The 24,738-nt window shown below is 64.0% G+C and carries 29 protein-coding genes and 1 tRNA gene; 12 read left to right on the forward strand and 18 right to left on the reverse strand.

Features of this window, described 5'->3' with window-relative positions; genetic code table 11:
- Window positions 1-128: 128 nt before the first annotated feature.
- From ACVMIH_RS06305 to ACVMIH_RS06320, 4 genes are all read right to left on the reverse strand, one after another.
- Window positions 129-1,166, reverse strand: a complete 1,038-nt coding sequence (locus ACVMIH_RS06305; RefSeq protein WP_057018500.1) for an aspartate-semialdehyde dehydrogenase — start codon at window positions 1,164-1,166, stop codon at window positions 129-131.
- Between the two features lie 244 nt (window positions 1,167-1,410).
- Entirely contained in the window at window positions 1,411-2,028 is a 618-nt protein-coding gene (locus tag ACVMIH_RS06310; protein ID WP_057018499.1) for a PepSY domain-containing protein, read from the reverse strand.
- A 262-nt stretch (window positions 2,029-2,290) separates the two neighbouring features.
- Window positions 2,291-3,049, reverse strand: a complete 759-nt coding sequence (locus ACVMIH_RS06315) for a TetR/AcrR family transcriptional regulator (RefSeq protein ID WP_057018498.1) — start codon at window positions 3,047-3,049, stop codon at window positions 2,291-2,293.
- Window positions 3,050-3,145: 96 nt separating this feature from the next.
- Entirely contained in the window at window positions 3,146-4,279 is a 1,134-nt protein-coding gene (locus ACVMIH_RS06320; protein ID WP_057018497.1) for a patatin-like phospholipase family protein, read from the reverse strand.
- Between the two features lie 248 nt (window positions 4,280-4,527).
- Between ACVMIH_RS06320 and tgt the strand changes: the two genes are divergently transcribed.
- Window positions 4,528-5,661, forward strand: coding sequence for a tRNA guanosine(34) transglycosylase Tgt (tgt, locus tag ACVMIH_RS06325; protein WP_456856138.1), 1,134 nt, complete (start codon window positions 4,528-4,530; stop codon window positions 5,659-5,661).
- A gap of 9 nt (window positions 5,662-5,670) precedes the next feature.
- Here tgt and ACVMIH_RS06330 read toward each other — a convergent pair whose 3' ends face one another.
- Window positions 5,671-5,886 (reverse strand): hypothetical protein, encoded by a 216-nt coding sequence (locus tag ACVMIH_RS06330; RefSeq protein ID WP_028332087.1) that lies wholly within the window; start codon window positions 5,884-5,886, stop codon window positions 5,671-5,673.
- Window positions 5,887-6,110: 224 nt separating this feature from the next.
- Between ACVMIH_RS06330 and cysK the strand changes: the two genes are divergently transcribed.
- Together cysK and ACVMIH_RS06340 are read left to right on the forward strand one after the other, a co-directional pair.
- Complete coding sequence (gene cysK, locus ACVMIH_RS06335; RefSeq protein WP_076828575.1) at window positions 6,111-7,085, forward strand: cysteine synthase A; 975 nt, start codon at window positions 6,111-6,113, stop codon at window positions 7,083-7,085.
- Between the two features lie 18 nt (window positions 7,086-7,103).
- Window positions 7,104-7,343 carry a BrnA antitoxin family protein gene (locus ACVMIH_RS06340; protein ID WP_050400483.1) on the forward strand — a complete coding sequence of 80 codons (240 nt, stop codon included), beginning with the start codon at window positions 7,104-7,106 and terminating at the stop codon, window positions 7,341-7,343.
- A gap of 85 nt (window positions 7,344-7,428) precedes the next feature.
- Here ACVMIH_RS06340 and ACVMIH_RS06345 read toward each other — a convergent pair whose 3' ends face one another.
- Complete coding sequence (locus ACVMIH_RS06345; RefSeq protein ID WP_057018494.1) at window positions 7,429-8,304, reverse strand: DMT family transporter; 876 nt, start codon at window positions 8,302-8,304, stop codon at window positions 7,429-7,431.
- Between the two features lie 231 nt (window positions 8,305-8,535).
- Here ACVMIH_RS06345 and ACVMIH_RS06350 point away from each other — a divergent pair, with 231 nt between their 5' ends.
- Window positions 8,536-8,934, forward strand: coding sequence for a RidA family protein (locus ACVMIH_RS06350; RefSeq protein ID WP_057018605.1), 399 nt, complete (start codon window positions 8,536-8,538; stop codon window positions 8,932-8,934).
- A 70-nt stretch (window positions 8,935-9,004) separates the two neighbouring features.
- On the opposite strand, the gene ACVMIH_RS06355 is transcribed toward ACVMIH_RS06350, so the two are convergent.
- The 7 genes from ACVMIH_RS06355 to ACVMIH_RS06385 all read right to left on the reverse strand — a co-directional run bounded on the left by ACVMIH_RS06355 (window position 9,005) and on the right by ACVMIH_RS06385 (window position 13,202).
- The gene (locus ACVMIH_RS06355) at window positions 9,005-9,559 is read right to left on the reverse strand and encodes a hypothetical protein (RefSeq protein ID WP_076828573.1); all 555 of its coding nucleotides are present in this window, start codon (window positions 9,557-9,559) and stop codon (window positions 9,005-9,007) included.
- A complete protein-coding gene (locus ACVMIH_RS06360) occupies window positions 9,504-9,863 on the reverse strand; it encodes a hypothetical protein (protein ID WP_076828571.1) in 360 nt (119 codons plus the stop codon). The genes ACVMIH_RS06355 and ACVMIH_RS06360 overlap by 56 nt, the downstream gene beginning before the upstream one ends.
- 193 nt (window positions 9,864-10,056) lie before the next feature.
- A complete protein-coding gene (locus ACVMIH_RS06365) occupies window positions 10,057-10,656 on the reverse strand; it encodes a formyltransferase family protein (protein ID WP_018271570.1) in 600 nt (199 codons plus the stop codon).
- Between the two features lie 121 nt (window positions 10,657-10,777).
- Complete coding sequence (locus tag ACVMIH_RS06370) at window positions 10,778-12,067, reverse strand: hemolysin family protein (protein WP_057018492.1); 1,290 nt, start codon at window positions 12,065-12,067, stop codon at window positions 10,778-10,780.
- Window positions 12,068-12,231: 164 nt separating this feature from the next.
- Window positions 12,232-12,489: a hypothetical protein gene (locus ACVMIH_RS06375; RefSeq protein ID WP_057018491.1), complete on the reverse strand. Its 258-nt coding sequence runs from the start codon at window positions 12,487-12,489 to the stop codon at window positions 12,232-12,234.
- Window positions 12,490-12,617: 128 nt separating this feature from the next.
- Window positions 12,618-12,833, reverse strand: coding sequence for a hypothetical protein (locus ACVMIH_RS06380; RefSeq protein WP_057018490.1), 216 nt, complete (start codon window positions 12,831-12,833; stop codon window positions 12,618-12,620).
- Between the two features lie 219 nt (window positions 12,834-13,052).
- Window positions 13,053-13,202, reverse strand: a complete 150-nt coding sequence (locus ACVMIH_RS06385; protein WP_167350391.1) for a hypothetical protein — start codon at window positions 13,200-13,202, stop codon at window positions 13,053-13,055.
- Window positions 13,203-13,780: 578 nt separating this feature from the next.
- Here ACVMIH_RS06385 and ACVMIH_RS06390 point away from each other — a divergent pair.
- Entirely contained in the window at window positions 13,781-14,632 is an 852-nt protein-coding gene (locus tag ACVMIH_RS06390) for a 3-hydroxybutyryl-CoA dehydrogenase (RefSeq protein WP_456784925.1), read from the forward strand.
- Between the two features lie 156 nt (window positions 14,633-14,788).
- Here ACVMIH_RS06390 and ACVMIH_RS06395 read toward each other — a convergent pair whose 3' ends face one another.
- Window positions 14,789-15,580, reverse strand: a complete 792-nt coding sequence (locus ACVMIH_RS06395) for a hypothetical protein (RefSeq protein WP_057018488.1) — start codon at window positions 15,578-15,580, stop codon at window positions 14,789-14,791.
- Window positions 15,581-15,913: 333 nt separating this feature from the next.
- On the opposite strand from ACVMIH_RS06395, the gene ACVMIH_RS06400 reads away from it, so the two are divergent.
- The 3 genes from ACVMIH_RS06400 (at window position 15,914) to ACVMIH_RS06410 (ending at window position 16,923) form a co-directional block, all read left to right on the forward strand.
- On the forward strand, window positions 15,914-16,174 hold the full coding sequence (locus tag ACVMIH_RS06400; RefSeq protein ID WP_456860997.1) for a DUF3551 domain-containing protein: 261 nt from the start codon (window positions 15,914-15,916) through the stop codon (window positions 16,172-16,174).
- Window positions 16,175-16,262: 88 nt separating this feature from the next.
- On the forward strand, window positions 16,263-16,427 hold the full coding sequence (locus ACVMIH_RS06405) for a hypothetical protein (protein ID WP_016846117.1): 165 nt from the start codon (window positions 16,263-16,265) through the stop codon (window positions 16,425-16,427).
- A 37-nt stretch (window positions 16,428-16,464) separates the two neighbouring features.
- Window positions 16,465-16,923, forward strand: coding sequence for a hypothetical protein (locus ACVMIH_RS06410; protein WP_456784926.1), 459 nt, complete (start codon window positions 16,465-16,467; stop codon window positions 16,921-16,923).
- 39 nt (window positions 16,924-16,962) lie between these two features.
- Here the strand turns inward: ACVMIH_RS06410 and ACVMIH_RS06415 are convergent, their stop codons facing one another.
- Entirely contained in the window at window positions 16,963-17,181 is a 219-nt protein-coding gene (locus ACVMIH_RS06415; protein ID WP_057018485.1) for a hypothetical protein, read from the reverse strand.
- Window positions 17,182-17,449: 268 nt separating this feature from the next.
- Between ACVMIH_RS06415 and ACVMIH_RS06420 the strand changes: the two genes are divergently transcribed.
- The 3 genes from ACVMIH_RS06420 (at window position 17,450) to ACVMIH_RS06430 (ending at window position 19,135) form a co-directional block, all read left to right on the forward strand.
- Complete coding sequence (locus ACVMIH_RS06420; protein ID WP_016846119.1) at window positions 17,450-17,644, forward strand: hypothetical protein; 195 nt, start codon at window positions 17,450-17,452, stop codon at window positions 17,642-17,644.
- A 206-nt stretch (window positions 17,645-17,850) separates the two neighbouring features.
- Complete coding sequence (locus ACVMIH_RS06425; RefSeq protein ID WP_057018604.1) at window positions 17,851-18,756, forward strand: ribonuclease Z; 906 nt, start codon at window positions 17,851-17,853, stop codon at window positions 18,754-18,756.
- Window positions 18,757-18,898: 142 nt separating this feature from the next.
- Window positions 18,899-19,135 carry a hypothetical protein gene (locus ACVMIH_RS06430; RefSeq protein WP_057018484.1) on the forward strand — a complete coding sequence of 79 codons (237 nt, stop codon included), beginning with the start codon at window positions 18,899-18,901 and terminating at the stop codon, window positions 19,133-19,135.
- Between the two features lie 362 nt (window positions 19,136-19,497).
- Here the strand turns inward: ACVMIH_RS06430 and ACVMIH_RS06435 are convergent, their stop codons facing one another.
- Entirely contained in the window at window positions 19,498-19,629 is a 132-nt protein-coding gene (locus ACVMIH_RS06435) for a hypothetical protein (RefSeq protein ID WP_256527598.1), read from the reverse strand.
- Between the two features lie 977 nt (window positions 19,630-20,606).
- Here ACVMIH_RS06435 and ACVMIH_RS06440 point away from each other — a divergent pair.
- Window positions 20,607-21,338 carry an SGNH hydrolase domain-containing protein gene (locus tag ACVMIH_RS06440; protein WP_456866391.1) on the forward strand — a complete coding sequence of 244 codons (732 nt, stop codon included), beginning with the start codon at window positions 20,607-20,609 and terminating at the stop codon, window positions 21,336-21,338.
- A gap of 270 nt (window positions 21,339-21,608) precedes the next feature.
- Here ACVMIH_RS06440 and ACVMIH_RS06445 read toward each other — a convergent pair.
- Together ACVMIH_RS06445 and ACVMIH_RS06450 are read right to left on the reverse strand one after the other, a co-directional pair.
- Window positions 21,609-21,684, reverse strand: a tRNA-Lys gene (locus tag ACVMIH_RS06445).
- Window positions 21,685-21,862: 178 nt separating this feature from the next.
- Window positions 21,863-24,712 (reverse strand): glycosyltransferase, encoded by a 2,850-nt coding sequence (locus ACVMIH_RS06450; protein ID WP_076828919.1) that lies wholly within the window; start codon window positions 24,710-24,712, stop codon window positions 21,863-21,865.
- Window positions 24,713-24,738: the final 26 nt, after the last annotated feature.

Here is a 24,738-nt window from a genome sequence, read left to right on the forward strand (position 1 = left end):
CCGCTTCTTCAGCGGCCCTCGAAGGGCGACGGCCCGACTGGGGCCGATGCATCCTTCGAGACGCCCGCCGCGCGGGCTCCTCCAGCGACAATGGCTGCGCCATTGCGCGGGGATGACGGTTCTTGCATTCACGCCATCGCGCGTTCGGGCAGCAGCTCGGCGATCTGCACCGCGTTGAGGGCGGCGCCCTTGAGCAGCTGATCGGCCGCGACGAACATCGAGATCGAGTGACCGCTGGGGTCGCTGAGATCCTTGCGGATGCGGCCGACCAGCACGTCGTCCTGGCCGGAGGCGTCGATCGGCATCGGGAAGTAGTTCTTGGCGCGATCGTCGACGACCTTGACGCCCGGCGCCTGCGCCATCATCGCGCGCACCTGGTCCTCGGTGATCGGCTTCTCGCATTCGAAGGTGATCGACTCGCAATGCGCGCGCAGCACAGGCACCCGCACGCAGGTAACGCCGACCGCGATCTTCTCGTCCTCGAAGATCTTGTGGGTCTCCTTGATGACCTTGGTCTCCTCGTCGTTGTAGCCGGTCTCCGGATCGATCGCCGTGTTGTGGTTGAACAGGTTGAAGGCGTAGGGGTGCGGCATCACCTTCGGGGTGTAGACCTGTCCGTTGAGATTGGCGCGGGTGGACTCGACGAGCTCCTCCATCGCAGCTGCGCCGGCGCCGCTCGCGGCCTGGTAGGTCGAGATGATCACGCGCTTGATGCGGTTCTTCTGGTGGATCGGCCACAGCGGCACCAGCGCGGTGATGGCGGCGCAGTTCGGGTTGGCGATAATGCCCTTGTGGTCGCGGATGCGGTTGGCGTTGATCTCGGGGATCACCAGCGGCACGTTCGGATCCATCCGGAACGCCGAGGAATTGTCGACCACGACGGCGCCGGACTTCACCGCAAGCGGCGCGAACTTCCTGGAGATGCCGCTGCCGGCCGAGAACAGCGCGATGTCGACGCCCTCGAAGGCGCGCTCGGTCAGTTCCTCGATCACGATCGGCTTGCCGCGGAAGCTGATGGTCTTGCCGGCCGAGCGGGCGCTCGCCAGCGCCTTCAGCTTGCCGACGCGGAAGCCGCGCTTGTCCATGGTGGCGATGAATTCGGCGCCGACGGCACCGGTGACGCCGACAATCGCGACGACGGGATCGTTACTCACTTTGTCCTCCATTCGAGTTGTATTTCAGGCAACAAAAAAGCCCCGGACCTTCATCAGGCGGGGCTTCGGGTAGAGATGATGCGGTTCGACCGACTACGCGCGCACGCCTCCCGAGGCCCCGGAGGGCTTGGTGGTTTTGCTGGTGCGTTTGGTCGCGGTGATCATGGAGCGGACTTATGCGGGACAGATCGGCGTCCGTCAACGGCTTTTGGGCGAAAACTTGGCGAGAGAAAACTTGGCGAGTGCCGCGCCGGCCTCAGCGCCTGCGCGCGCCGGGCGGTTCGAGGATCACCTCTTTCAGGTCGCTGCCGGCGAGCACGACGATAACGAAATTGAGCTTGCCGCGTTCGCGCATCAGGCCACCGCTGATCGCCTTTCCGGAGGTCGTGCGCTCGGCCACCCGCACGGCGTCGGCGAGGCGATGCCGGAGCGCCCTCAGCACGGCGAGGTTGTCACGGTCTTCGGTGCCGAGCGACTTCAGCGGCGCGGCGGCCTCGCCACCCACCACTTCGCCGGTCGCCGCGTCAATGGCGTGCCGCCAGATGCGGTCCTGCTGCATGGTCTTGACCCGGTAGACCGCAGGCTCCGACGCGCCGTCGAAGCTGATGTCGGCGGTTATCGAACCGGAATGCAGCGCCTCCGCAATCGCCATCGCCTTGCGCAGCGAGATCTGGGCCGCCTGGAAGCTGTCGAGCTCGCGGCGAACCGTGTGCGCATCGAGCGCGGTGTCGTTATCCTGCGGGGTAAGCGCTGCAGCCGTTGAGCTCGTGATCGCGTGCGCCGGCGTCGCGAAGGGCAGGGCAATGAGCGCGGTTGCCAGCAGCCGCGTGCCGAATGCCCAATGCCGCAGTGCGTGTAATCGTCCCGTCGTCATGGTCGCATCCGTCGCGTCGAACCGCCGCCCGGGCAGAGAAAGTGCGGCCGACCTTTGTTAGTCAGAGGTCGGCCGCCGAACGTTCAGACGGAGCGATGGCGGCAGCTCCGTCCTGACGATCGAAGTGACAAGGCGACACGAAACCGTTGGGGGGCTGAACTTGGGTTTCGCGTCTCATTGCAACTAAACAATACGGTTTCGTTCTGTTTCCTTCAAGGCTCATCACGACAACGTGTGAGGCGATGCAACGATCCTAAAACTGTCAGCGGGCCGGGCGGCGCGCCTTCGTCGCTTCCTTGATCGCCTCTTTGGCCGCATCGCGAAGCCGGTCCTGCGGCCCGGCGGCGCCGGCGAGAAACAGCCGGATCGAGACTTCCATCCGGGTCTCGGCGGTCTTCATGTCGATCGGAATTCCGAATGTTGCCATCCGGTGGGTGTGGCCGACCACCATGTTGAGAAATGTCTCGGCGGCGATTGTGGTGTCCTCGAGATCGAGAACGCCTTTATCGACCAGATGGTCGAAGAAATCCGCCGTGGTGGACACCGCTTTCGACCAGCCCTCGTCGACGGCAAGCTTGGCGACCTCGGGGAAATTAATTGCCTGCGCGGTCAGGATCCGGCTGAAAGCGATGGAGTCGGCGCTGCAATTCAGCACCAATAGCTGGCGTCCGAGCTCGGTCAGCCGTTCCTCGACCGAACCGTCGCAGTTGCCGCCGGCCTGCGCTTCGGCCGCCGCGGCGGCGAGCGGGGCAAGCCAGCGGGCGATCTCGCGGCGGAGCACCGCGGCGAACAGGCCCCGCTTGTCGCCATACTGACCATAGACCGTGGGCTTGCTGACGCGGGCGGCCTCGGCCACCGCGTCGATCGACGTCGCATCGAAGCCGCGCTCGAGGAACAGGCGGGTGGCGACCTCGATCAGCCGCTGGTCGCGCTCGATCGCAGCGTCCCGCGTCGGCCGGCCGCCGCGTGACTTGATCACGCCGCGCTTGGCCGCCTTGGCCTTGGTTGCCGTCAATCCCATTTGCCCATTCATCTCGTTGTGCATCGGACGGGTCTGTCCGGTCTATAACCCGCGCCGTGCGGATTCGTCCATTCGGCGGTACCAGGAGCAGGCCGCTTAAGGGGGCGTCGCAGTCCAGGCCTGCCCAGCGGCGGCCTTGTCGTATCCGTACTGGTACAGCGCGCGCATATAGGCGGTGTCGAAGCCCTGCGATTCCGGAGCCGGATAGTCGCGCTCGATGTAGGACAGATGGAAACCCAGCCGGTTGCGCCGGGCGAAGTCATAGGTCGAGAGGATCACGGAGCGTGTCTGCGCTTGCGTGATCGCGGAAATGCTGCGGGAGGCGACCTCGATCGTCGAGTTCGAGACCAGCTCGAAGTTGCCCTCGAGCTTCTTGTTGACGAGGATGTAGATGTTCATGCGGCTGTTGGCGGGCCAGCCGCGCTCGCGGAACAGCAGCGCATCCGGCAATGTCAGCACCGGCGCGGTCACGCCGCCGTCGACATGCATCTCCTGGAACCGGCGGCCCTGGCCTTCGGCGTCGATCATGATCGGCGGAAACACCAGCGGGATGCTGGCGGAGGCGGCCATCACGTCGCGAAACAACTGCAGCGCCTCGGGCGTTCCGACAGCGGCGATTCGCCCCATGTCCCAGATCACCGTGCGCTGGGTGTCGAGATCGGTGGTGACGATCAGGAGCTTTCGGCCCTTGGCGTTTTCGCGCGCCACCTCGCTCAGGATGTCCTGACCGACGTAACGCGCCACCAGTTCGCGCAGCCGCTTGTTGCCGAACAGCCCGGAGCCGAACAGCACCCGCATCAGGCTCGGATCCTGCAGCAGGCTTTCCGCGATGCCCGAGGTGTAGACCTCCTTCAGCGTGTCGTCGTAGCGCGGGCCAAGGAAGGCAAAGGGCGCAATCAGTCCGCCGGTGCTGACGCCGGAGACAACCGAAAAGGCCGGGCGGTTGCCGGCCGCGGTCCAGCCGTTGAGGACGCCCACGCCATAAGCCCCGTCGGCGCCGCCGCCGGAGAGGGCGAGGTAGGTCTTGATCGGGGCGAGGTCGCTCTTCTCGAGCTTGAATTTTGACGCCGGCTCGTCGGCATAGCGGCGCAGCCCGTCGAGGTCGAGCACCCGCGAATTGGCGGCGTCGGCGGCCGTGTAGGGCATCCGCGGCAGCGAGCTGCAGGCCGAAAGCGCCAAGGCGAGGCCGCACAGCAGGATCGCTTGCCGGATCGCGCGGGCATCCGTCATCCGAAGACCGGCGCCGGCGCGCTGGACGCTAGGGGGTAAGACATCTCTGCCAGTCACGTTCGCGGATCGACGTCGCTGCGGGAAGCCGGTTGCCAGATTGTCATCATAAAACGATACTGTTTCGTTTTGTTTAACGGGGCTGATGATGCAAGGCAAGCGTCCGGCCGGTTGTCCGTGTTCACGAAGTCGCGCGAGGGCCGCTATCCGACGGGTTGATCGGGCACCGGCGACACGCAATAAGCAGCCGCATGACTCTTCCCAATCATTTCGAGCTGCTGGCGACCGACGGCGCCGCCCGCACCGGGCGCCTGACCACGCCGCACGGCCTCGTGCGGACGCCCGCCTTCATGCCGGTCGGCACCGCGGGCGCGATGAAGGGCATGCATTGGCGCGAGGTGCGCGATGCGGGCGCCGATATCGTGCTCGGCAACACCTATCACCTGATGCTGCGCCCGGGCGCCGAGCGCATTGCCGGGCTTGGCGGCCTGCAGCGCTTCACCGGCTGGGGCGGCCCGATGTTGACGGATTCCGGCGGCTTCCAGGTGATGTCGCTGTCGGAGCTGCGTAAGGTGACCGAGAAGGCCGTGACCTTCCGCTCGCATATCGACGGCACCAAGGTCGAGCTGTCGCCGGAGCGCTCGATTGAGGTGCAGCGGCTGCTCGGGTCCGATATCGCCATGCAGATGGACGAATGCGTCCGGCTGCCGGCGGAGCGCGCCGACATCGAGCGCGCGATGCAGTTGTCGCTGCGCTGGGCTGAACGCTCCAAGCGCGCGTTTGAGGCGGCGCCTGACGGCTACATGCTGTTCGGCATCGTGCAGGGCGGCGACGTGCCGGATCTGCGGCACGCCAGCGCGCGCGGGCTGACCGACATCGGCTTTCACGGTTATGCGATCGGAGGCCTCGCGGTCGGCGAGCCGCAGGCGGTGATGCTGGCAATGATCGAGGAGACCGCGCCGGCGCTCCCGGTCGATCGGCCGCGTTATCTGATGGGCGTCGGCACGCCGGAGGACATCCTCGAGGCGGTAGCGCGCGGCGTCGACATGTTCGACTGTGTGATGCCGACACGGAACGGACGCCACGGCATGGCGTTCACCCGCTTCGGGCAGATCAATTTGCGCAACGCCCGGCACGTCGACGATCCGCGCCCGCTCGATGAAGAGAGCCCGTGGCCGGCGGCGAGTGGCTATTCGCGTGCCTATCTGCATCACCTGGTTCGATCAGGCGAAACACTTGGGGCAATGCTGCTGTCCGAAATCAACGTCGCCTACTACCAGCAGCTGATGCAGGGCATCCGCGATGCGGTGGCGAACGGCACGTTCGAGGACTTCAGAACGAAAACGCGCGCCGGTTGGGCGCGCGGTGACATCGCTCCAAGATGAGCTGTGTGATCAGTTGCACACGATCGGTTTCACCGCGTGTTTGGTAACGAACCCGTAACCGCAGTTGTCGCAGGTCCAGAGATAGCTGATCAAATTGTCGAACAGGTACGCGGAGGCTTCCGCCGCCACCATGGAGTCCGCACACACCGGACAGGTCGGCAAATCGCAGCCGCGCGGATCGGGCCTGGACGCTGTGGTCGACAGAACTTCAGCGAGAGCTGGCATGTGACCTCCTTTGCGTTCTGAGCTGCACCTGACGAAAGTATATAAACCCATTTGTTTGACCTTGTCGCAACACAAATGCGTAGCTTTTACGTTATTTGCGCAGGTTCTATTTTGCGATGCAACGAATTCGCGTTGCGGCGGTTTCTCACTTGCGTGCCATGGTGCGCTGCTTCTAATGAGACAAGACCGCATATTCCCAGCACATCCGCTACAGGAGCCGCTTGATGGACGCGCCGTCGACAACGAGTGCAGTGCAACCCGGACGCGGCCGCGTCTTTGACTCCATCGTCGATGCGATCGGCTCTACGCCGATCGTGCGGCTGCGCAGATTGCCGCAGGCGGCTGGCGTCAACGCGACGATCCTCGCCAAGCTGGAATACTTCAATCCGGCAGCCAGCGTGAAAGACCGCATCGGCGCGGCGATGATCGTGGCAATGGAGAAGGCCGGCATCATCAACGCCGACACCGTGCTGATCGAGCCGACCTCGGGCAACACCGGGATTGCGCTTGCCTATGTCGCGGCCTCGCGCGGCTATCGGCTCAAGCTCGTCATGCCGGAATCGATGTCGATCGAACGGCGGCGGATGCTGGCCTTTCTCGGCGCGGAGATTGTGCTGACCCCGGCCGCGCAGGGCATGAAAGGCTCGATCGCGACCGCGGAGGAATTGGTGCGCACGACGCCCAACGCTGTCATGCCGCAGCAGTTCAAGAACCTCGCCAATCCCGAGATCCATCGCCGCACCACCGCCGAGGAGATCTGGAACGACACCGGCGGCAACATCGATTACTTCGTTGCCGGCGTTGGCACCGGCGGCACCATCACGGGCGTTGGCCAGGTGCTGAAGCCGCGCAAGCCATCATTGCGTGTCGTCGCGGTGGAGCCGGAAGAGAGCCCGGTGCTGTCGGGTGGCCAGCATACGCCGCACAAGATCCAGGGCATCGGCGCGGGCTTCATCCCTGACATCCTCGACCGCTCCGTGATCGACGAGATCGTCAAGGTCAATAGCGCGACCGCGATCGAGACCGCGCGCGAGCTGGCGCGCAACGAAGGCATCCCCGGCGGTATCTCGTCGGGTGCCGCGATCGCTGCCGCCTTGCAGATCGGCAAGCGGCCGGAAGCGGCCGGCAAAACCATTCTGGCGATTGTGCCGTCATTCTCGGAGCGCTATCTCTCTACGGTACTGTTTGAAGGAATCTGACACACAGGAATCCAGCATATGGCTGACCAGCCGAGGCGACCGCGAACCCTGAACGATGCGCGCAGCGAAGCCGAGGCGGCGTTCAAGCGCGCCACCACCAAGGTCGCGGACGCGGTGCCAAAGACCGTCGCTGTCCCCGGCGTCCGCGAGCAGGTCACGCTGCGGATCGATCAGGACGTGCTGGAGTATTTCCAGGAGGGCGGCCCCGGCTGGCAGGACCGCATCAACGCGGCGCTGCGCAAGGCTGCCGGAAAGTAACACCTTTCGAAACCGGGAGGCCCGGGACGATCCCCGGGCTTTGGCTGGCGGGCGCGGCCGCGCTGGCTGCGGCGCGACGCGAGCGTCACCTCGCGCGCGCCGGCTTCCTTGCGGTCGGTTTCAGGTTCATGAGGTTGCCGGCCAGGATCATGGCCGCGCCGAGCACCGTGTAAACATCGAGCCTTTCGGCATAGATCAGCCAACCGGCGATCGCCGTCAGCGGCACGCGGACGAAATCCATCGGGATCACGACAGTCGCGTCGGCGTGGAGCAGGGCGCGTGCCATGCAATAGTGCGAGAACGTGCCGCAGAACGCGATCACGGCGAGCCAGCCCCAGGTCGAGAGCGGCGGCCAGGTCCAGACATAGAGCGCAGGCCCGATGCTCGCGAGCGATTGCACCACCAGCATCCAGAACATGATCGTCAGCGTCTGCTCGGTCCGCGTCAGCGACTTGACCACGGCGACCGAGATGCCGAAGCCGACCGCCGCGGCGAGCGCGATCAGCTGGCCCGGATTGATCGCGCCGGCCGCCGGCCGCACGATCACGAACACGCCGACCAGCCCAAGCACCATCGCGACGATCTTCCACAGCGTCATCCGCTCGCCGAGAAAGCTCGCCGCAAGGATCGCGGTCCAGATCGGCATCGTGAACTCGATCGCGACCACCTGGCCGATCGGGATCAATGTCAGCGCAAAGAACCAGCCGAGCTGCGCGCAGAAATGAATCAGGTTGCGCACGATATGGACGTGCACCCGTGCCGTCTTCACGATCGCAAACCCGCCATTCATGTGGATCAGCGGATAGAGCATCGCGAAGCCGAGCACGCCGCGCACGGCCATCAGCTGGAAGACGTTGACCTCGCGCGTCGCCTCGCGGCCGGCCACCGCCACGATCAGCATCAGCGCGAGCCAGCCGGACATCCACAATGCTGCGCGGGTCTTTGAGGGCGTGCGATCCATGACGGGGAACGGCGGAGGAGGGGTGCCCGGTATCGGCGAGCTGCCATGAATTTGCAACGCGCAATTCCGTCTGCGCGGTGATGCGTCACCCACGCGATCTCTGCTAAGCAGCATCGACTACGCTGTCATCCCGGGGCGCACGTGAAACGGGCGAACCCGGGATCTCGAGATTCCGGGTCTGGCTCTGCGAGCCATCCCGGAATGACGAACGCCAAAAAGGAGGATCTGCTCATGCGCGTCTTGCAACCGGCCGAATGGTCGAAACCCCGCGGCTTCTCGCACGGTGTCGCGTTCGACGCGCCCGGCAAGTGGATCGTGCTGGCGGGGCAGACCGGCGGCGACGAGAAGGGCGACTACGCCCCCGAGATGGCCGCCCAGGTCGGCACCGCGTTGAAGCGCATCATCAAGCTGTTGAATGAGGCCGGTGCTGGCCCCGAGCACATCGTCCGCCTGACCTGGTACCTGACCAGCCGCAGCGAATATGAGGCCGCGGGCGCCGGTATCGGCGCGGCGTGGAAGGAGACGCTCGGGCGCAATTTCCCGCCGTCCACCTTGCTCTATATCGACGGGCTGGTCGATCAGCGCGCCAAGGTCGAGATCGAGGTCACCGCATTCGTGCCTGCGGCATAGCACCGCTGGGGCGTAAACAAAAAGCCCTCGGGGATGACTCGAGGGCTTTTCAGGTTGGAGTTCGGATCGATTACTTCGACAGCGTGATGCTGGCGCCGCGGAACTGGCTGTCAGCCCTGATGGTAACGGCCTGCTTGTTGCCGGTGGTGCGCATCGAGATATCGGCGTTGAAGCCGGGAGCGCTGGCAACGACCTGGAAGTTGCCGCCGCCGCCGCGACCCTGCAACGAGCCGCTGACATTGCGGCTGGACTCGCTCCAATTGCCGCTGACCACGCTGCCTTCGGCCTGCACATCGGCCGCTAGGTTGAACTTGTAAGCGTCGCTGGCGCAGGTGAGGCTCATGGTCATCCGGGGCCCGCCGACGTGATACGTCGCCCGGCAGCGGATGCGCTCGCTGGAGCCGTCGTCCAGCGTGACCGAGCCGGCGCCCGACCAGGTGCCCGCCATGCCGGCGAACGGGCCGGACTGGGCATGGCCCGTGGTACTTGCGAGTGCGGTCACGAAAAACGCGGCGGCTGCAAATGCTGGCCGCCGCGCGATGGCAAAGAAACTTGATAGGCTGGTGATCTTACTGACGGGATGCTTCCCATCGGCCGCTGCATGGTACGCCAGCTGATGCCCCATTCCACTTCCCCGATCCGGAGTTGCCACTGAGTTGTCCGTTCGCATATGCACCATTGATCGAGACTCGCACAAGTCCCCCGCTGCCGACGGTGCCGGAGATCGCCGCGCCCTGTGCCGAGATCTTTCCTTCAGCGACGGTCACGGTCGAGCTCTGCGACGGTTCGCAGCTGCCGGTCTTGGTGACGACGGTGACGTTCCAAAGCCCGTCATAAGGCTGCTGAGCGGACACGGGAGCAGCGGTGAGGGCAGCAGCCGAAGCGACCGAAGTGACCAAAATCAGGTCGCGAATGCGGATCGAACGCATGAATCAAATCCCTGTAATTTCGTGTGATGACGCGGCTTATCCTGTCACAATGTGTTCAAAATTTGCTGCGTCGCGGGAGTCCCCAAATGTTCCTATGAACTCAAACACATCATGGTGAATTCGGTTCCGGATCAGGAACGGAAAATCTGGGCATGGCTTTTCCGAACGAGGTATTCATATACCCTAGCTCGGGTTAGTGTTTGCCGGGGCTCAAATTCGGCGCCTTGGTCGCAAACTGCTCATCCTGGACCTTGGCCGGCAGCGAGCCGTTGACCTTGCCATAGTCGATGACCTGGGCGAGCAGACGCAAACCGAGCGGCGCCAGCGCGCGCTCCCACAGCTCGCGGGCGGTCTCGCCTTTCTTGACGAACACCCAGTCCTGCGCGGCGATCGCGCCGGCGTCCATGCGGTCGGCGAGGTGATAGATGCTGCCGCCGGCGATCGGATCGCCTTCCTTGATGGTCCACTCCACCGCGGCGATGCCACGGTGGCGCGGCAGCAGCGACGGGTGGTATCCGATGCCGCCGAGCCGGGACGCGGCAAGCGCCTCCCTGCTGACCCGGGCATGGCTGTGGGCGGTCACGATCAGGTCGGTGTCCGGCGCGATCTCGGCGGCCGTCACCAGCTTGGGATCAGCCTGGACAACGACTTCGATGCCGGCCGCCCTGGCCGCTGCCGCCAGCCGGTCCTCGCCGTCATGGACGACCACCCTGACCAGCGTGACGTGGTGTTCGCGCAGCATGTTCAGGGTCGTCACGCCGAAATGGCGGGAACCGACAAGGGTAATGCGCATGGGGATCTATTCCGTGGGGTTTACTCGGGGATTGCTCGGGCCGCCGCTATGCCGATAGCACACCGCGGCGGCCTGTTTCGCTGTCTTGCCCCTTATCAACAGGACGGCCGGGTGGCAAATGTCAGGCCGCCGGCTGCTTGCTGGCCAAAACCTTGTCGATGCGCCGGCCGTCGAGGTCGACGATCTCGAATTCCCAGCCCTGCGCGGCGGTTTTCGCGCCGACATCGGGGATCGCGCCGAATTCATGCAGCAGGAAGCCGGCCGCGGTCTGGTAGGGCCGCGGCGATGGCAGCGTGATGCCGAGCAGCTCGCTGAATTCCAGCGCCGGCATCCAACCGGAGATCAGATAGGAGCCGTCGGCGCGCCGGACATAGGCAGGCTCGGCCGGTCCTTCCTCGGTGTGGAAGGCACCGACGATGGCCTCGAGGATGTCGGCGCTGGTGACGACACCCTGGAAGGTGCCGTACTCGTCGTGGACGAGGCCGATATGCACTCTGGAGTCGCGCAGGATCGCGACCACGTCGCGGGCGTCGACGGTCTCCGGAATGATCGGCGCATCGCGCGTCAGCGCGCGGATGTCGGGCGTCTGGCCCGCGAGGTAGACATCGAGCACATCCTTGGCCTGCACGATGCCGAGCGCATGGTCGCGGTTGCCGTCGAACACCACGCAGCGCGAGTGACTGCTCTTTTGCAGCGTCGCCAGGATCTCGGCCGCGGGAGCGGCGAGGTCGATCAGGCTGACCTCGTGGCGCGGCGTCATCACGGCGCCGACCGGCAGATCGCCGAGCCGCATCACGCCGGCGATCATCTCCTTTTCGCCGGGCTCGAGCACACCGGCGTTCTCGGCCTCCACCACCAGCGTCTTGATCTCGTCCTCGCTGACGCGGTCCTGTGCATCCTCGCGATGGCCGAGCACCCACAGCAGCAACTTGCCGGAACGGTCGAGCAGCCACACCAGCGGCAGCGACAGCCGCGCCATCATGGTCATGGCCGGAGCGACCTTGACCGCGATCGACTCGGGATCGCGCAATGCGATCTGCTTCGGCACCAGCTCGCCGACGATCAGCGAGGCATAGGTGATCACGCCGACGACGAGGCCGACGCCGACCGCGTCGGCGACACTTGGGGACACGCCGAGCTCAAGCAGCCATTGCGTCAAACGTTGGCCGAGCGTTGCGCCCGAGAAGGCGCCCGACAGCACGCCGATCAGCGTGATGCCGATCTGCACCGTAGAGAGGAACTTGCCGGGATCGGAGGCCAGTGCAAGGGCGCGGCGCGAACCGCTGACGCCTCGTTCGACCAGCGCCGCAAGACGCCCCGGACGCGAGGAAACGATCGCGAGCTCCGACATCGACAACAGACCGTTGACGACGATCAAGACCGCCACGATCGCAAGTTCCAGATATAACACGGGAGTCCCTAAACATTGGCGGCGTCGGCCGCTACACGACGCCCAATATAGGCATACCGGAGCGGTTTTGCTGTGCCTTGTCGGGCGTCCCTGCACAAGCAGAGGGTGCGTATGGCCAGCATGCTGCAGGAGATCGCGGCATTTTGGCGCGCTGGCATCATACCCTAGGCGAGGATCCGCAGCGCCGGCTTGGCGAACCTCCTGCCCGATGAGGCGGGCTGCATCAGCATTCGTTTGGAGGCGGCTTGCAGTTGCACGCGCAAGTCGGCGTTGCATTGCTTCATCTGGTTGCGCAATTCGCGGCGGGAGAAGGCGGTGAGCGAGGGGTCCGCGAGTTGCTGCCAGGCCTTGCGCAGCCATTCCTGCAGTTCGCGAATGTTCTGATCCAGAACCTTCTGATCAAACACGTCGGGCTGGGTCATGCCGCCAAATCCCACGAAGCGATCAGTTGCAAAGTAACGCTGATTCGCGTCGCTTCACCTAGCGCAATGTTGCGCAGGCGCGTTTGCCGCAGGGGAGATCGAAGGCTGCAGGCGTGTTCGTGCCCGCGTCAGCGAGCGTCGCTGGGCCCGGTGCGCAGCAAATCCAGCGCGACCGGCAGCGCGAGGAACAGCGCTGCGAGCATCGAGAGATGACGCGTCCGCGCGGCGGTCAGTCCGAGATCGTATTGGGCGAGATAGGCCAGCATGATCGCGATGTAGGCGGCGACGCAGATTGCGACGGCGATGCTTCCGAAATCGGTCTTGCTGTCGGTCTTATCGTCCACGGCGGCACCACGTCGTTACCGGAGCGGTGTAGCGTGGCTCGGCTTCACCAACTATGAGCTGGATCACGAGCGGAGGGGCCACTCCGGCCAAATGGCTTCGTGCGTCACGACGGGCCAACTGGCGGAGGCAAACGTCGCAATCAGCATTCCGCAGCAACGTGGCCGCGGCGACTGAAACTCCAGCCCGGCCTTGGCGACCACCTGCCGCCAGCAAGCGGCCTAGCGGGAAGGGCTGCGTTTCGGCTGGCCTTCGCGCGGAAGCTCGACCGGGATGTGGGGCGCGGTGCTCACCACGCGGGGGCTTCCGTCAGAATGGGTCTGGCCGTTGAGCAATGTCTCGAGCACCAAAAAGAATTTTTCAGAAAGCATGGGCGTAGCCCTCGTCGTCTAATGTCCTTGTGTCGCGGCGCGCCGCGGAAAATTCGATCAACAAAATGCGAGTCGCACCGGCACGGCGATGCTGCGGCGCAATGTCTCTCGCACGCAATCCGGGAGATTACGGCGCCCACGCCGTCAACCGAGGCTTGCGCGAAATAGTTGCCAGCTTCCTAACGATTGCCGGCGCGGCACGTGATGGCGCTCACCGTTCCTTCAAGGATGCACGTTATTGATAGGGGTATGGATCGTGACCAGGACATCGACGAGGGATTTGGATCGGCGCTGCGCCGCAGCTACGGGCGGCTGGCCTGGTGGATCGTCCGATTTAACCGCGTGCTCGAACCGTCGCGCGCGGCCGAACCACCGCGCACCCTATCGCCGCCGCGGCCCGCTGTTCCGCCACGGCGGCCTGTCCCGCCGCGCCCCGAATAGACCTCACCGGAATACCAGCCTCCGCTGTATCGGCCGTGCGGCCGGACTGCTATTCATGCGCCATCCGCGGACCCCTCCGGTCCGCCGTTTTTGACGATGCGGCCGCGCGGCCGCGCAAGCGACGAGGGACGAACGCGATGATTGAGACGGTTGGCATTATCGGCGCCGGGACCATGGGCAACGGCATCGCGCAGGTCTGCGCGGCGGCAGGCCTCGGCGTGACCATGGTTGATATCTCCGACGCGGCGGTGCAGCGCGGCCTGAAGACGGTCGGGAGCAGTCTCGATCGGCTGGTCGCCAAGGAGAAGATGACCGCGGCCGATCGCGACGCGACGCTCGGGCGCATCAATGCGACCACGGACAAGGCCAAGCTCGCCGCCTGCGATCTGGTGATCGAAGCCGCGACTGAGAACGAGGAGCTGAAGGTCAAGATCCTGAAGGATCTCTGTGCGGGGCTGAAGCCGAGCGCGCTGGTCGCAACCAACACCTCGTCGATCTCGATCACCCGCCTTGCGGCCTCGACCGATCGTCCCGACCGCTTCATCGGGATGCATTTCTTCAATCCGGTGCCGGTGATGGCGCTGCTCGAATTGATCCGGGGCCTGCAGACCTCAGACGACACCGTCGCCAAGGCCGAAGGCTTCGCCAAGCGGGTCGGCAAGGTGGCGATCACGGCGAAGAACAGCCCCGGCTTTGCGGTGAACCGCATCCTGTGCCCGATGATCAACGAGGCGATCTTCGCGCTGCAGGAAGGCATTGCCACCGCCGAGGAGATCGATGCCGGCATGAAGCTCGGCTGCAATCATCCGATCGGCCCGCTCGCGCTCGCCGATCTGATCGGGCTCGACACGATGCTGTCGGTGATGGAGGTGTTCTACACCGGCTTCAACGACCCCAAGTACCGGCCGGCGCCGCTGCTGAAGGAGATGGTCGATGCCGGCCATCTCGGCCGCAAGACCGGGCAGGGGTTCTACAGCTACAGCAAGTGAGGCCGGCGCGCGCCTGACCCCGTAATCATCCGGGATGGATCGCGCGGACAAGGTCGCGTAACGACAAGACCTGATCCGCCACGAGGCGGGGGACATCAGAAACGAGGCCCGGTCTCCTAGGCACACCGGGCCTCGTTTTTTTGTGGGATACCGGGCTCAGTTGGCCGATGCGACCGGCGTGACGCCGGTTTCATCGGGATCGGCGCCGAACAGGCCGACGAGGAACTTGTAGTAGTCCGGCATCTTCTCCTTCAGCGTGGCGCGCGTATAGGGTTCGTGCTCGGAATCCTTGCCGGCCAGGAAGATGCTCGCCGTCACCGCGAAGAACTCCTGCTGGTTCTTCAGCGCATAGGCCTCCTTGGCGAACAGCTCCTTCGATTTGGCCTGGCTGAGGAAGCCCTTGATGCCCTTGTTCTCAAAGCCGTTCGGCATCAGCCGCGCGTGATAGGCGTGAAGGAATTCGTGCAGCAGCACCGGCTCCTTCGCGTAACGCATCATGTTCGGACGCATCCTGATGATGCCGATGCCGGAATCGAGCGCAAGCGCGAGCGGATCCGAATTGGTCCATTGCTGCTTGTCGTGATCCCAGATGGTGACGTCGCGGGTCGTGCCGCGGTCCCATTCCGGCGGCGTCAAGCCATAGCAGGCCGCTGCCGCGCCTTCGTCGAGACACGCCATCTCGCTCGCAACGATCGGCACGCGATGGAAGAACTGCAACACCTTCGGGCTGAAGCCCGCGGTTTCCACGACGTCGAGCTGGCGGCGGACCATGTCGGCGATGCTGGTGACGTCCTTGCGGTCGGCGTTCTCGGAGAGATCGAAGACGTAGCCGCGATATTTCTCGACGCTGCTTGGTGCCGCCTCGGACGCCCCCGACATTCGTGGTCCGGCAACGGCCGCTCCGGCCGCAAGTGACAGGATCATTGAAGCAATGAGCGTGCTGCGCATGATTATCCCCCGTGCGACGAGCCCTCTCCGGGTGTCGTCGTCCATTGAGCCGCGCGGGAGACTAGGGCAGCCGCCTTGCGGCGCGCTTAAGTCGTACATTTCAACCGGGCATCTGCGATTAGGCGCCGGTTAACTACATGCGCTGGGATGGCCCGGCGGGCAGCGGGTCTGGAGGCCGCGGGGGCCGATGACCCGTCAGCCGGTCCTCACCGTGCCGCGACCGGGCTTTGAGCCATCGTCACAGCTTCTTGAGGCGGTGCCCGGAAACCTCGCAGATCCTGCCGCCGTACCTAGATCAGCGGCTGGGAGCCGATTGAGCAAGGAAACACGATCATGCGCAGGACGAATTGGGCAATTCTGGCGTTCGCGGCGCTCGGAACGAGCTGGATTGTCGGTTCCGCGTCGCCTGCTGCGGCCGATCCCTATGAGTATCCCTGGTGCATCCAGGGCCGGCAGGAGGGATATCCCGGCTATTGCGGCTACCAGACCTATCAGCAGTGCCAGGCATCCGCATCGGGCCGCGACGCCTATTGCGGCATCAATCCGCGCGTTGCCTTCAGCCAGCAGCCGTTGGCGCCGCGGGCGTTCCGCTGAGCGGTGCAAGGAGGTCGGGCCAAGCGACCGTCGGGCACGATGGTTGCATAGCTGACGGTCGGATCATTTTTTCTGCCTTGGAGCGAATATGGGCGAGATCATCAGGTTCATCTCGAAGTCCGAACGCGAGCGTGCGCGTCTGATCCGCGAGGCGCGTGCGAACTATGAGCGCATTTTTCCATCGGCCGATCCGGCTGATGCGCAGGGCGCCGCAGACGAGGGCAGCGGCAGCGAGGCGTCGTCGAAGCCGTAGCGCGCCGGTATTGCGCGCAAGGGGAGGCGGAGCGGCGATGTGGCAGCGTTTGTGGCAGTCTTGGACGATCGACAAGCCGGCCGCGCTTGGCGATTGGCTGTGGCAGATCCTGGTCGTTGAGCTCGCCGCCTTGCTCGATCGGCTGACGTTGCGGAAGCTGATCGCGCTGATCCCGGTTGCGATCGTGATCGGCGCCTATTGGCACCGGATTCCGCTTCCTCCCGAGCTGATGCTGGTCGGCGATGTGCTGGCCTATATCGACATCTTCTCGATGATCTTCCTGATCGGCTTCTTTACCCGGGTTGCGACGGTTGTGGCGGTCGTCAGACAGGCTATCGGTCGCGTCCGCGGCGTGATGCAGCATGTGCCGATGGCGCTGCACAGGTTTGGCGTTCGTCACCGTCGCGCCAAGGACAGCACGCGCCGCAGGCGGCTCACGCATGCGAAGACAGATGACGATGGCGCCGCCGGCATGGCAGGCCTGGCTTGGGCCTAGTCCGACGCGATGTGGCGGCGACGAACGCGATCGCGGCGCCTATCGCGGCTGCCCGGCCTGCTGATCGCCGTCATCCGCCTTCGGCCGGGCCGGGCCGTGCGCGGACGCGCTGTCCTGGCTCCGCCGGTGCGAACTGGAGAGGTCGGTCGCGCCGTGCTGGGATCGATGAAACGCGATACCCATCTGGAAACTCCAGACGCCGAACAGCAGCGCGCCTGCCACACAGGCCGCCACGAAAGCCCAATCGCGTTTCCTCATCGGTCCAACAAAGCCAATTCGATACCGCACCAACCGCGTGTGTTCCGAGGCTCGCCAAGCGAGCCCGCCGCATTGTGAGACGATTGCACGCGCTTGTCGATCCGCGCGGCTCACCCTCGCATCGGTCACGGAGCGGTGATCATCAAATCATGCGTCCAGAAACACTCCGACCAGATTGCGCGTCCCCCGCAACAAACTTGCCAAACTTTCACTAGGGCGCTGGCGCACTGAGTTCGAAAATGTAAGGACCCGATCGGACGATTCGCGAATGACCGAACTTGAGGAGCTCAGATATTTCGAGCATCAGTGCCTGGAGATGGCGGAGCAATCCACGCTGCCGGATGCCCGCCGCGCGCTCCAGATCCTGGCGCGCAACTACGCCGCCGCGGCCGAAATCGTCGAACGGCGCGCGCAATCCGCCAACACCGCGCTCGCGCAGCTGTTTCGATGCTTGAGGCTGTGACCGGTTGAGGGCGTGACGAGGGCACCGGTCACGACGACCGATCCCGATGGCGCGGATGCGGTCTGCGCCTAAAGCCGCCGGCTTCAGGACCTTTCGGTCCACCGTCGTCGGCATCGAGATGCTTGAACACATCGGGCGACGCTGCCATCAGATTGCGCGATCTCGGCGGCGTGGCGCCGTCGGCAGTCGGAAGGCGAGGTGCTGCGATGTTCTCGCTGACTTTTCTGGGAACGTCGGCAAGCGTGCCGTCTCCCGAGCGCAATCACCCGGGCATTCTCGTCGAGGCAGCCGGCAGTCGTATTCTGGTCGATTGCGGCGAGGGAACGCAGCGCCAGCTGCTGCGGAGCGGCGCCGGCTTTCGACGGCTTGATCACCTGCTGCTGACCCACGGGCATTTCGATCATGTGCTCGGCATCCCCGGGCTGTTTTCGACCCTCCGGTTGCGGCAAAGTTCGGATGCGATGACGATTCATGCCGGGCCAGGCACGCTCGATGTCGTCGTCCGGATGCTGGCAGGCCTGTGGGGCGAGGGCAGAGCGCCGATCCCGCTTGATCTGGTGCCGTTGAGCGAGGGGCGAGTCCTCGACGCCGGCGAATTCACCGTCGATTGCTTTCCCGTCCGCCACCGGGATACGGACAGCTTCGCCTTCACCTTTCAGAGCGCGATACGCCGGCATCTCCTCCCGGACCGGCTTCTGGCGCTGCGCGTGCCTGATGGGCCGGTTCGCCGGGAGCTGGCGGAGGGGCGGCAGGCGAAGCTGGACGATGGTCGCACCATCGATCCGGAGCAGGTGCTTGGCCCGGCCCAGGGGCGAAAGAAGCTCGTCATTGTCGGTGATGCTGAAACAACCGAGGGGCTGGCTGAACACGTCAGGGACGCCGACGTGCTGGTGATCGAAGCGACGTTTCTCGAGCGCGACGCGGCCATCGCGCGCGACTACGGGCATTTGACGGCCAGCGAAGCCGCCGCGCTCGCAGCGCGGAGCGGGGTCAAGCAACTCGTCCTCACGCACATCTCCGGCCGCTATCCGGACGAGGACATTCTGGCGGAGGCGACGAGGACTTTCCCGAACAGCAGGATAGCCATCGACTTCGACCGCATCGCTATCTGAGTGCGCGCCGCACGAACAACGTTTCATTAACCCGACTCACGCAACGTCGTCCCAGGCCGTCTGGATGGGCCGCTAGCAGAAGGCCGCCACGAGTGACTACGTGGCGGCTTTTTGCGTCCCACAGTGCCAAGGGAGACGACCGATGGACTACGGCGCCTTCACCGACGCCAGCCTGAAGATGATGTACGAAGCCGTCCGCGGTGCGCTCAGAGCCGACGACGAATTCGAGGCAGCCGGCGAAGAGCCAAAATTCCGCGTCCGCGCGACGCCCGAGTGGAAACGGCATGCCGGCAGCCTCGAGGCCGAGATGCTGAAGCGAGGGATGCAGCTCGATATCATCGACTGGACAGGCGGTCAGGGCGAACTGCCGTTATCTTGACGGCCGAACTCCAGCAGCGTTCCGAATGTTCGCTCCGAATTTGTGCGCTGAACGGCGCGCTTGCGCCGTCATGCGTCGCGCTCCCCCTCGGCGCGGGGGTAAACTTTGTGAGGGGGGCGGTTTTCGTTGTGCCTTGAGCTGTTCCCCGATCGTTCCCTCCCAACGGCGACGCTGGCCCGCTCAGAACGTCCCGTGGCCAAAGCTGAATTCCGCAAGGGCCTAATTGCTCCACCGATGCGCCGCCATTTCGCCGCGCCTCGTTCGCTTTGCCCAACTCTGTTCATATACCTTACGAGGTAACACAGATGTCATCTGTTCGCGGTTTGTGTCGCCACCGATCGGGGTATTCGATCCAGCTCTGCCTACGGCTCGGGCTCAAGGGCGTCCGTCAAGGCCTGCTTTATGTGTTCGGCCTGTTCCTTCGTCAGCTTCTCGGCGAAGTGGCCGTCTTTCTTCAACTGCGCTGGTCCCTTGAGCTCTCGATCATAAACCATCCAGTCGGTGCTTCCTCTCCGAACGACAAACCTTGACTGTAGGGGCGCTGCGTATCTCAACGATACCTCCCAATGAATCCAGCTGCTCGTCTCCAAAAGACACATCCGGCGACAGCTTGTTCCTGAACCGGGACACTGAAATTTCCTGCGCCACCTAAAGAGCAAGGCTCATGCCGGAATACACGCGCCTCCGACCGGTCCGGAGAACCGCAGGCAGGCTCGACGCAAGCGACGCCGAACGTGATGACTGCGACAGGGAGAGCAACGAGCCGTTGGCGTCCGAATGCGTCTGGTCCGAGCATTGGGATTGCAGTTCTGACCGTCCCGAAAAATTACGCCGCCGGGCCCGAAATGAGTTGTCCCGGCGGCGCCCTGTTCTTCCAGCCTCTGGGCCCTGAAATCCCCAGCGCCGAAAACCTACTAAAGATCACGCCGAACAAGTGTGGCTTGGTTCACACAAAATTAAGAACAAGAGCCGGCGCCAGGGCCCGGGCCGGCTTCCAAACACCACGAGAGCGATGTCACTGCCACACGGAAATTTCGCGAATGTTTGGGAGGGGACTACTTGGCTCAAATGGTTTCAGCGGCCCGAGACATCGGTGACATCTCGTACCGGACACATGGGTACACTTTCCGCTGTTGTTCTGCGGGAGGTGTGGATGCCGTGGAAAGCGAGTTCGGTGATGGAAGAGCGCCGTCGCTTTGTCGCCTGTCTTCTGGACGAGGAGGCCATGGCGGACGTCTGCCGGGAGTGATGCTGTGTTCCGCGTGTCCTACGATATTCCAGCAGGTGGCCCGTATTCTTCTCTGCCTGATCGGTGACCAGGTATTTCCCATAGCATGGAAACAAACAGAAGTTCGACTGCAACACGTCGCCGTTTTTTCAGCCAATCTCATTTCGAGCGCCGCATCGACAAAGAACGACGAAATCTGCTTCGCGATAACGTCTGGACGTTATTGACACCGGGTGGGTCAAGATCGCGCATCTCGGTCATGGAGATAAGAAGGTCGCCCTTGCTGGTGACAGCCTGATCTTCCACTTCGGCCCGCGTGTTCAAGAGCTATCCGATGAACAACGCCTGCACGCGAACACGTTCTTCGTAGTCGGTCCTAGGTGTCCGCCAGTTCCCGCCGTTGCACAGCAGGATAAGTTCGCTCGGTGCGCATCGCTGACCGACGATTTGATGGCTTTGGTAAAGAGGGAGACGGTGCAGACCGTTGTATTAGGAGGCGCATGGAGCGGCTACAGCGAGCCAGGAATGTCGGTGCATCGGAACGGTAAGGACCTTCCTCTGGCTTCCCCAGCCGGCAAGGATGCCTTTTTCGATAACCTCGAGGACTATATCAGGGCGCTGCAGTCCGCCGGCGCGCATGTCTACTTGGTGCTCGGCCTGCCGATACATCAGCGCTTTGATCCCGGAAAGATGGCGACCCGGAGTTTCGCCGGCATTCATTTCTCACCGGAGGTCGGTAGATCAGTTCCGATAGCAGAGCTCCGATCGAGCCAGGTAAGTTCGGACGAGCATCTGCGCAGGATCAGTGAGCGGACCGGAGCTGGTATCCTCGATGCCTTCCCAGACATCTGCGGCACAAGTGAGGGATGCTCGCCGTTTTTTGGAGATCGCGAACCCAAGTTCTCAGATTTCACGCACCTGAGGCCGATCTTCGTCCGCCAGCATCTCCGATTTCTTGATTCTCTGTTGGAGTGAGCGCTAGTCCGTGCTGCATGTCAATGCGATGGTTTCACGCTTAGCTGCGCCGCCGCTTCTAGCGCGGCGCCAAGTGTGGAGTCAGCCAGACCGATCGCCGACTCTACGACCTAAGCCATGCCGCTCAACGTGCAGGTTTCGTCGAACTTCGGGTTCAACAGTCACGGTTCAGCTAGGCGGCCCAAGGGGTAGATTGTAAACTTTTCGCCAAGATTGTGAACTTTTACCGAGTATACTAATCTGTTAAAGTATTGGATTTGCTGGAATTTTTGGTGAGCGCGGAGGGACTCGAACCCTCGACCCCATGATTAAAAGTCACGTGCTCTACCGCCTGAGCTACGCGCTCACTCACCTGAACATTAGATCCGGACGCCAGCGGTGAACCGCTCCGGATCGTGCTCCAGCCAGCGCTGTGTAGGGGGCAGGGCCCATCGGGTCAATAGCCGAGGGGCGGTCAATTGTGCACCGCTGCGCCGGATTTGCCGTTCCTGCGCCTGTGCTTAGGGCCGCTTCTTGAAGTTGGCTCAGTTGTCGCGGCGGATTTCCGAGCCGACCGGCTGCGACGGGGCGGCGACCGAGGGCAGGCTGACCGGGCGCAACCCGATCAGTTCCGCGGTGCGGATCGCGCTGTTGCGCCAGAATGCGAACTCGTTGATCCGCGAATTTTCCAGGATCGCGATGGAGACCGCCGCCAGGAATGGCAGGCTCTGCAACACCAGGACGCCGGCGAAGATGTAGATCTCGCGCACCTGCTTGTAGCCGTTGGTGACGACAAGCACGACGGCGCCGATCAGCAGCAACACGCCGATCACGGCTTCCCAGAACGCCTGGAACTCGATCGACATCCGCGACAGGCCGCCCTTGGAGGTGCGGGCGAACGCAAGATGCTCGGTGATCAGGCCCTGCGCCACCGCGCGCGACACCGTCCACTGCACGCTCATCGCCGCGATCATGGCCCCTAACATCTGGCCTGCCTTGATGTTCACGCGCAGCCGGTAGAGCGCGACGAAATGCACCAGCGAGACGATGAAGGAGGCGATGATCGGCAGCGTCAGAATCTTGTCGGGGATCGCGATGTCGGCGAAGGCGACGATCGGCACCCAGATCAGATTGAGGATCGCAACCACGACGCCGAGGCTTTCGGCGCCGAGCCAGTTGAGCCAGCCCAGCGAGAACTCGCGGCGCTGATCGGGCGTCAGCCGGCTGGCGCCGGGCAGGAAGCGCCGCCAGTGCTTCTTGACGATCTGGAAGCCGCCATAGGCCCAGCGATGGCGCTGCTTCTTGAAGGCCTCGTAGGTGTCGGGCAGCAGGCCTTCGCCGTAACGCACATTGGTGTAGTGCGTGAGCCAGCCCTGCTGCTGGATCGAGAGGCCGAGATCGGTGTCCTCGCAGATCGTGTCAGAGGACCAGCCGCCGGCCTTGTCCATCGCGGCGCGGCGGATCAGGCACATCGTGCCGTGCACGATGATGGCGTTGAACTCGTTGCGCTGGACCATGCCGATGTCGAAGAACCCGGCATATTCGCCGTTCATGATGTAGTGCATCAGCGAGCGATCGCCGTCGCGATGCTCCTGCGGCGCCTGCACGAGACCGACGCGCGGATCGGCGAATGCCGGCACGAGATCCTTCAGCCAGTCCGGATGCACGACGTAGTCGGCATCGATGATGCCGATGATCTCGGCATCCGCCGCGGTGCGGTCCATCGCGATGCGCAGCGCACCGGCCTTGAAGCCCTGCACCTTCTCGGCATTGATGAACTTGAAGCGCTCGCCGAGCAGCCGGCAGTGATCCTGGATCGGCCGCCAGAAGTCGGGATCGGGCGTGTTGTTGATGATGCAGACGCACTCGAAGTTCGGATAGTCGAGCCGCGACACCGCATCGAGCGTCTGCTTCAGCATCTCGACCGGCTCGAAATAGGCCGGGATGTGGATCGAGACCTTCGGAAACTTGACGTTCTCGCCGATCGTGGCGGGCGCGAGCGGCGCGCTCTTGCCGATCAGCCGGCGCGGGCCGCGGCCGAACGCCACCGCCGCGATCTCCTCGATCCGCGCCATCGCGATCAGCACCAGCGGAACCAGCAGCACCAGGCCGAGGCTGAGCGCGAAGGCCGAGCCCCAGACGAAATAGTGCGTCGTCCAGTACGAGAACACGGTCGCGACCCAGGCGCCGACGCCGTTGGCGGCCGCCGACAAGAGTAGCGCCTGCATCACGGTCGGCTGGTCCAGCCGCAGGATCGGCAGCGACATGAACAGGCCGACCAGGACGGCGACCAGCGCGATCTTCCAGTAGTTCGGATCGGTGACCGGACCGGTCCAGGCGAACTTTGGCTCGCGGTCGGCATTGAGGATGCCCCAGTAGGGTCCGACGCCGCCTTCGAAGAACTTCCAGGGCTGATCGATCGCCTCGACGATGTTGTAGTCCATGCCGATGGCTTCGGCGCGGGTGACGAAGTTGCGCAGCACGGTGGCCTGCTGGAACGGGCCGGGAACGGCGCTGCGCAGATTGTAGCCCTGGCTCGGCCAGCCGAATTCGGCAATCAGGATGCGTTTGCCGGGGAAGGAGTCGCGCAACAAATTGTAGCGGTCGACCGCCTGGTCCACCGCCTGCTTGTCGGTGAAGTTTTCCCAGTAGGGCAGCACGTGCGCGGCGACGAAGTCGGACGAGTTGGCGAGCTGCGGATGGTCGCGCCAGATGTTCCAGATTTCACCGGTCGTGACGGGGACGTTGACCGACTTCTTGACCCGCTGGATCACCTTGATCAGCCGGTGCACGTTGTTTTCGGCGACTGCCCACTTGATCGCTTCAGCGCGCTTGCTCAAGCCGCTGCTGCCGTTTTCATCCGGCTGCATTTCCGCGTCGTGAAGACGCTGCGCTTCCTCGCGAAGAATCCTCTCGGACTCCTCGGGCGGCACGCCGATCTCCGGAACCGAGCCGAGGTTTTCCAGCGGCACCTGCTCGCCGCGGAACACGGTTTCGTTGCCGACTACAATGCCGATGACGTTGCTGTTGCGCTTGGCCAGGTTGATCGCGGCTTCGATCTCACGGTTGTTGCGGTTGGCGTCCTTGTCGATCCACGCGCCAACCGTGACCTTCATGCCGAACTCGGCGGCGACCGGCGGCACCAGCTCGTTGCCTTCCGTCGACGAATAGAGGCGGACCGCTTTGGTGAGCGTGGACAGTTTTCGCAGGTCGGTGCGCACCTTCTCGGTGTCGGCGGCAACGTCTGCGACGGTGTGGCCTGACTCGAACGGAGCGTAGGACAGACTCGGCAGCGTGCCACGGAAATCGGGCGCCGACTGCTTCTCCTGGAAGAGACCCCACAGGGCGGCGTGGGCGGCGGTGACAAGCAACAGGACGGCGACGACGGCGCGCATCGCGGTTAAACCATACGGGGCCTGAG

This window comes from Bradyrhizobium sp. USDA 4503 (assembly GCF_054055815.1).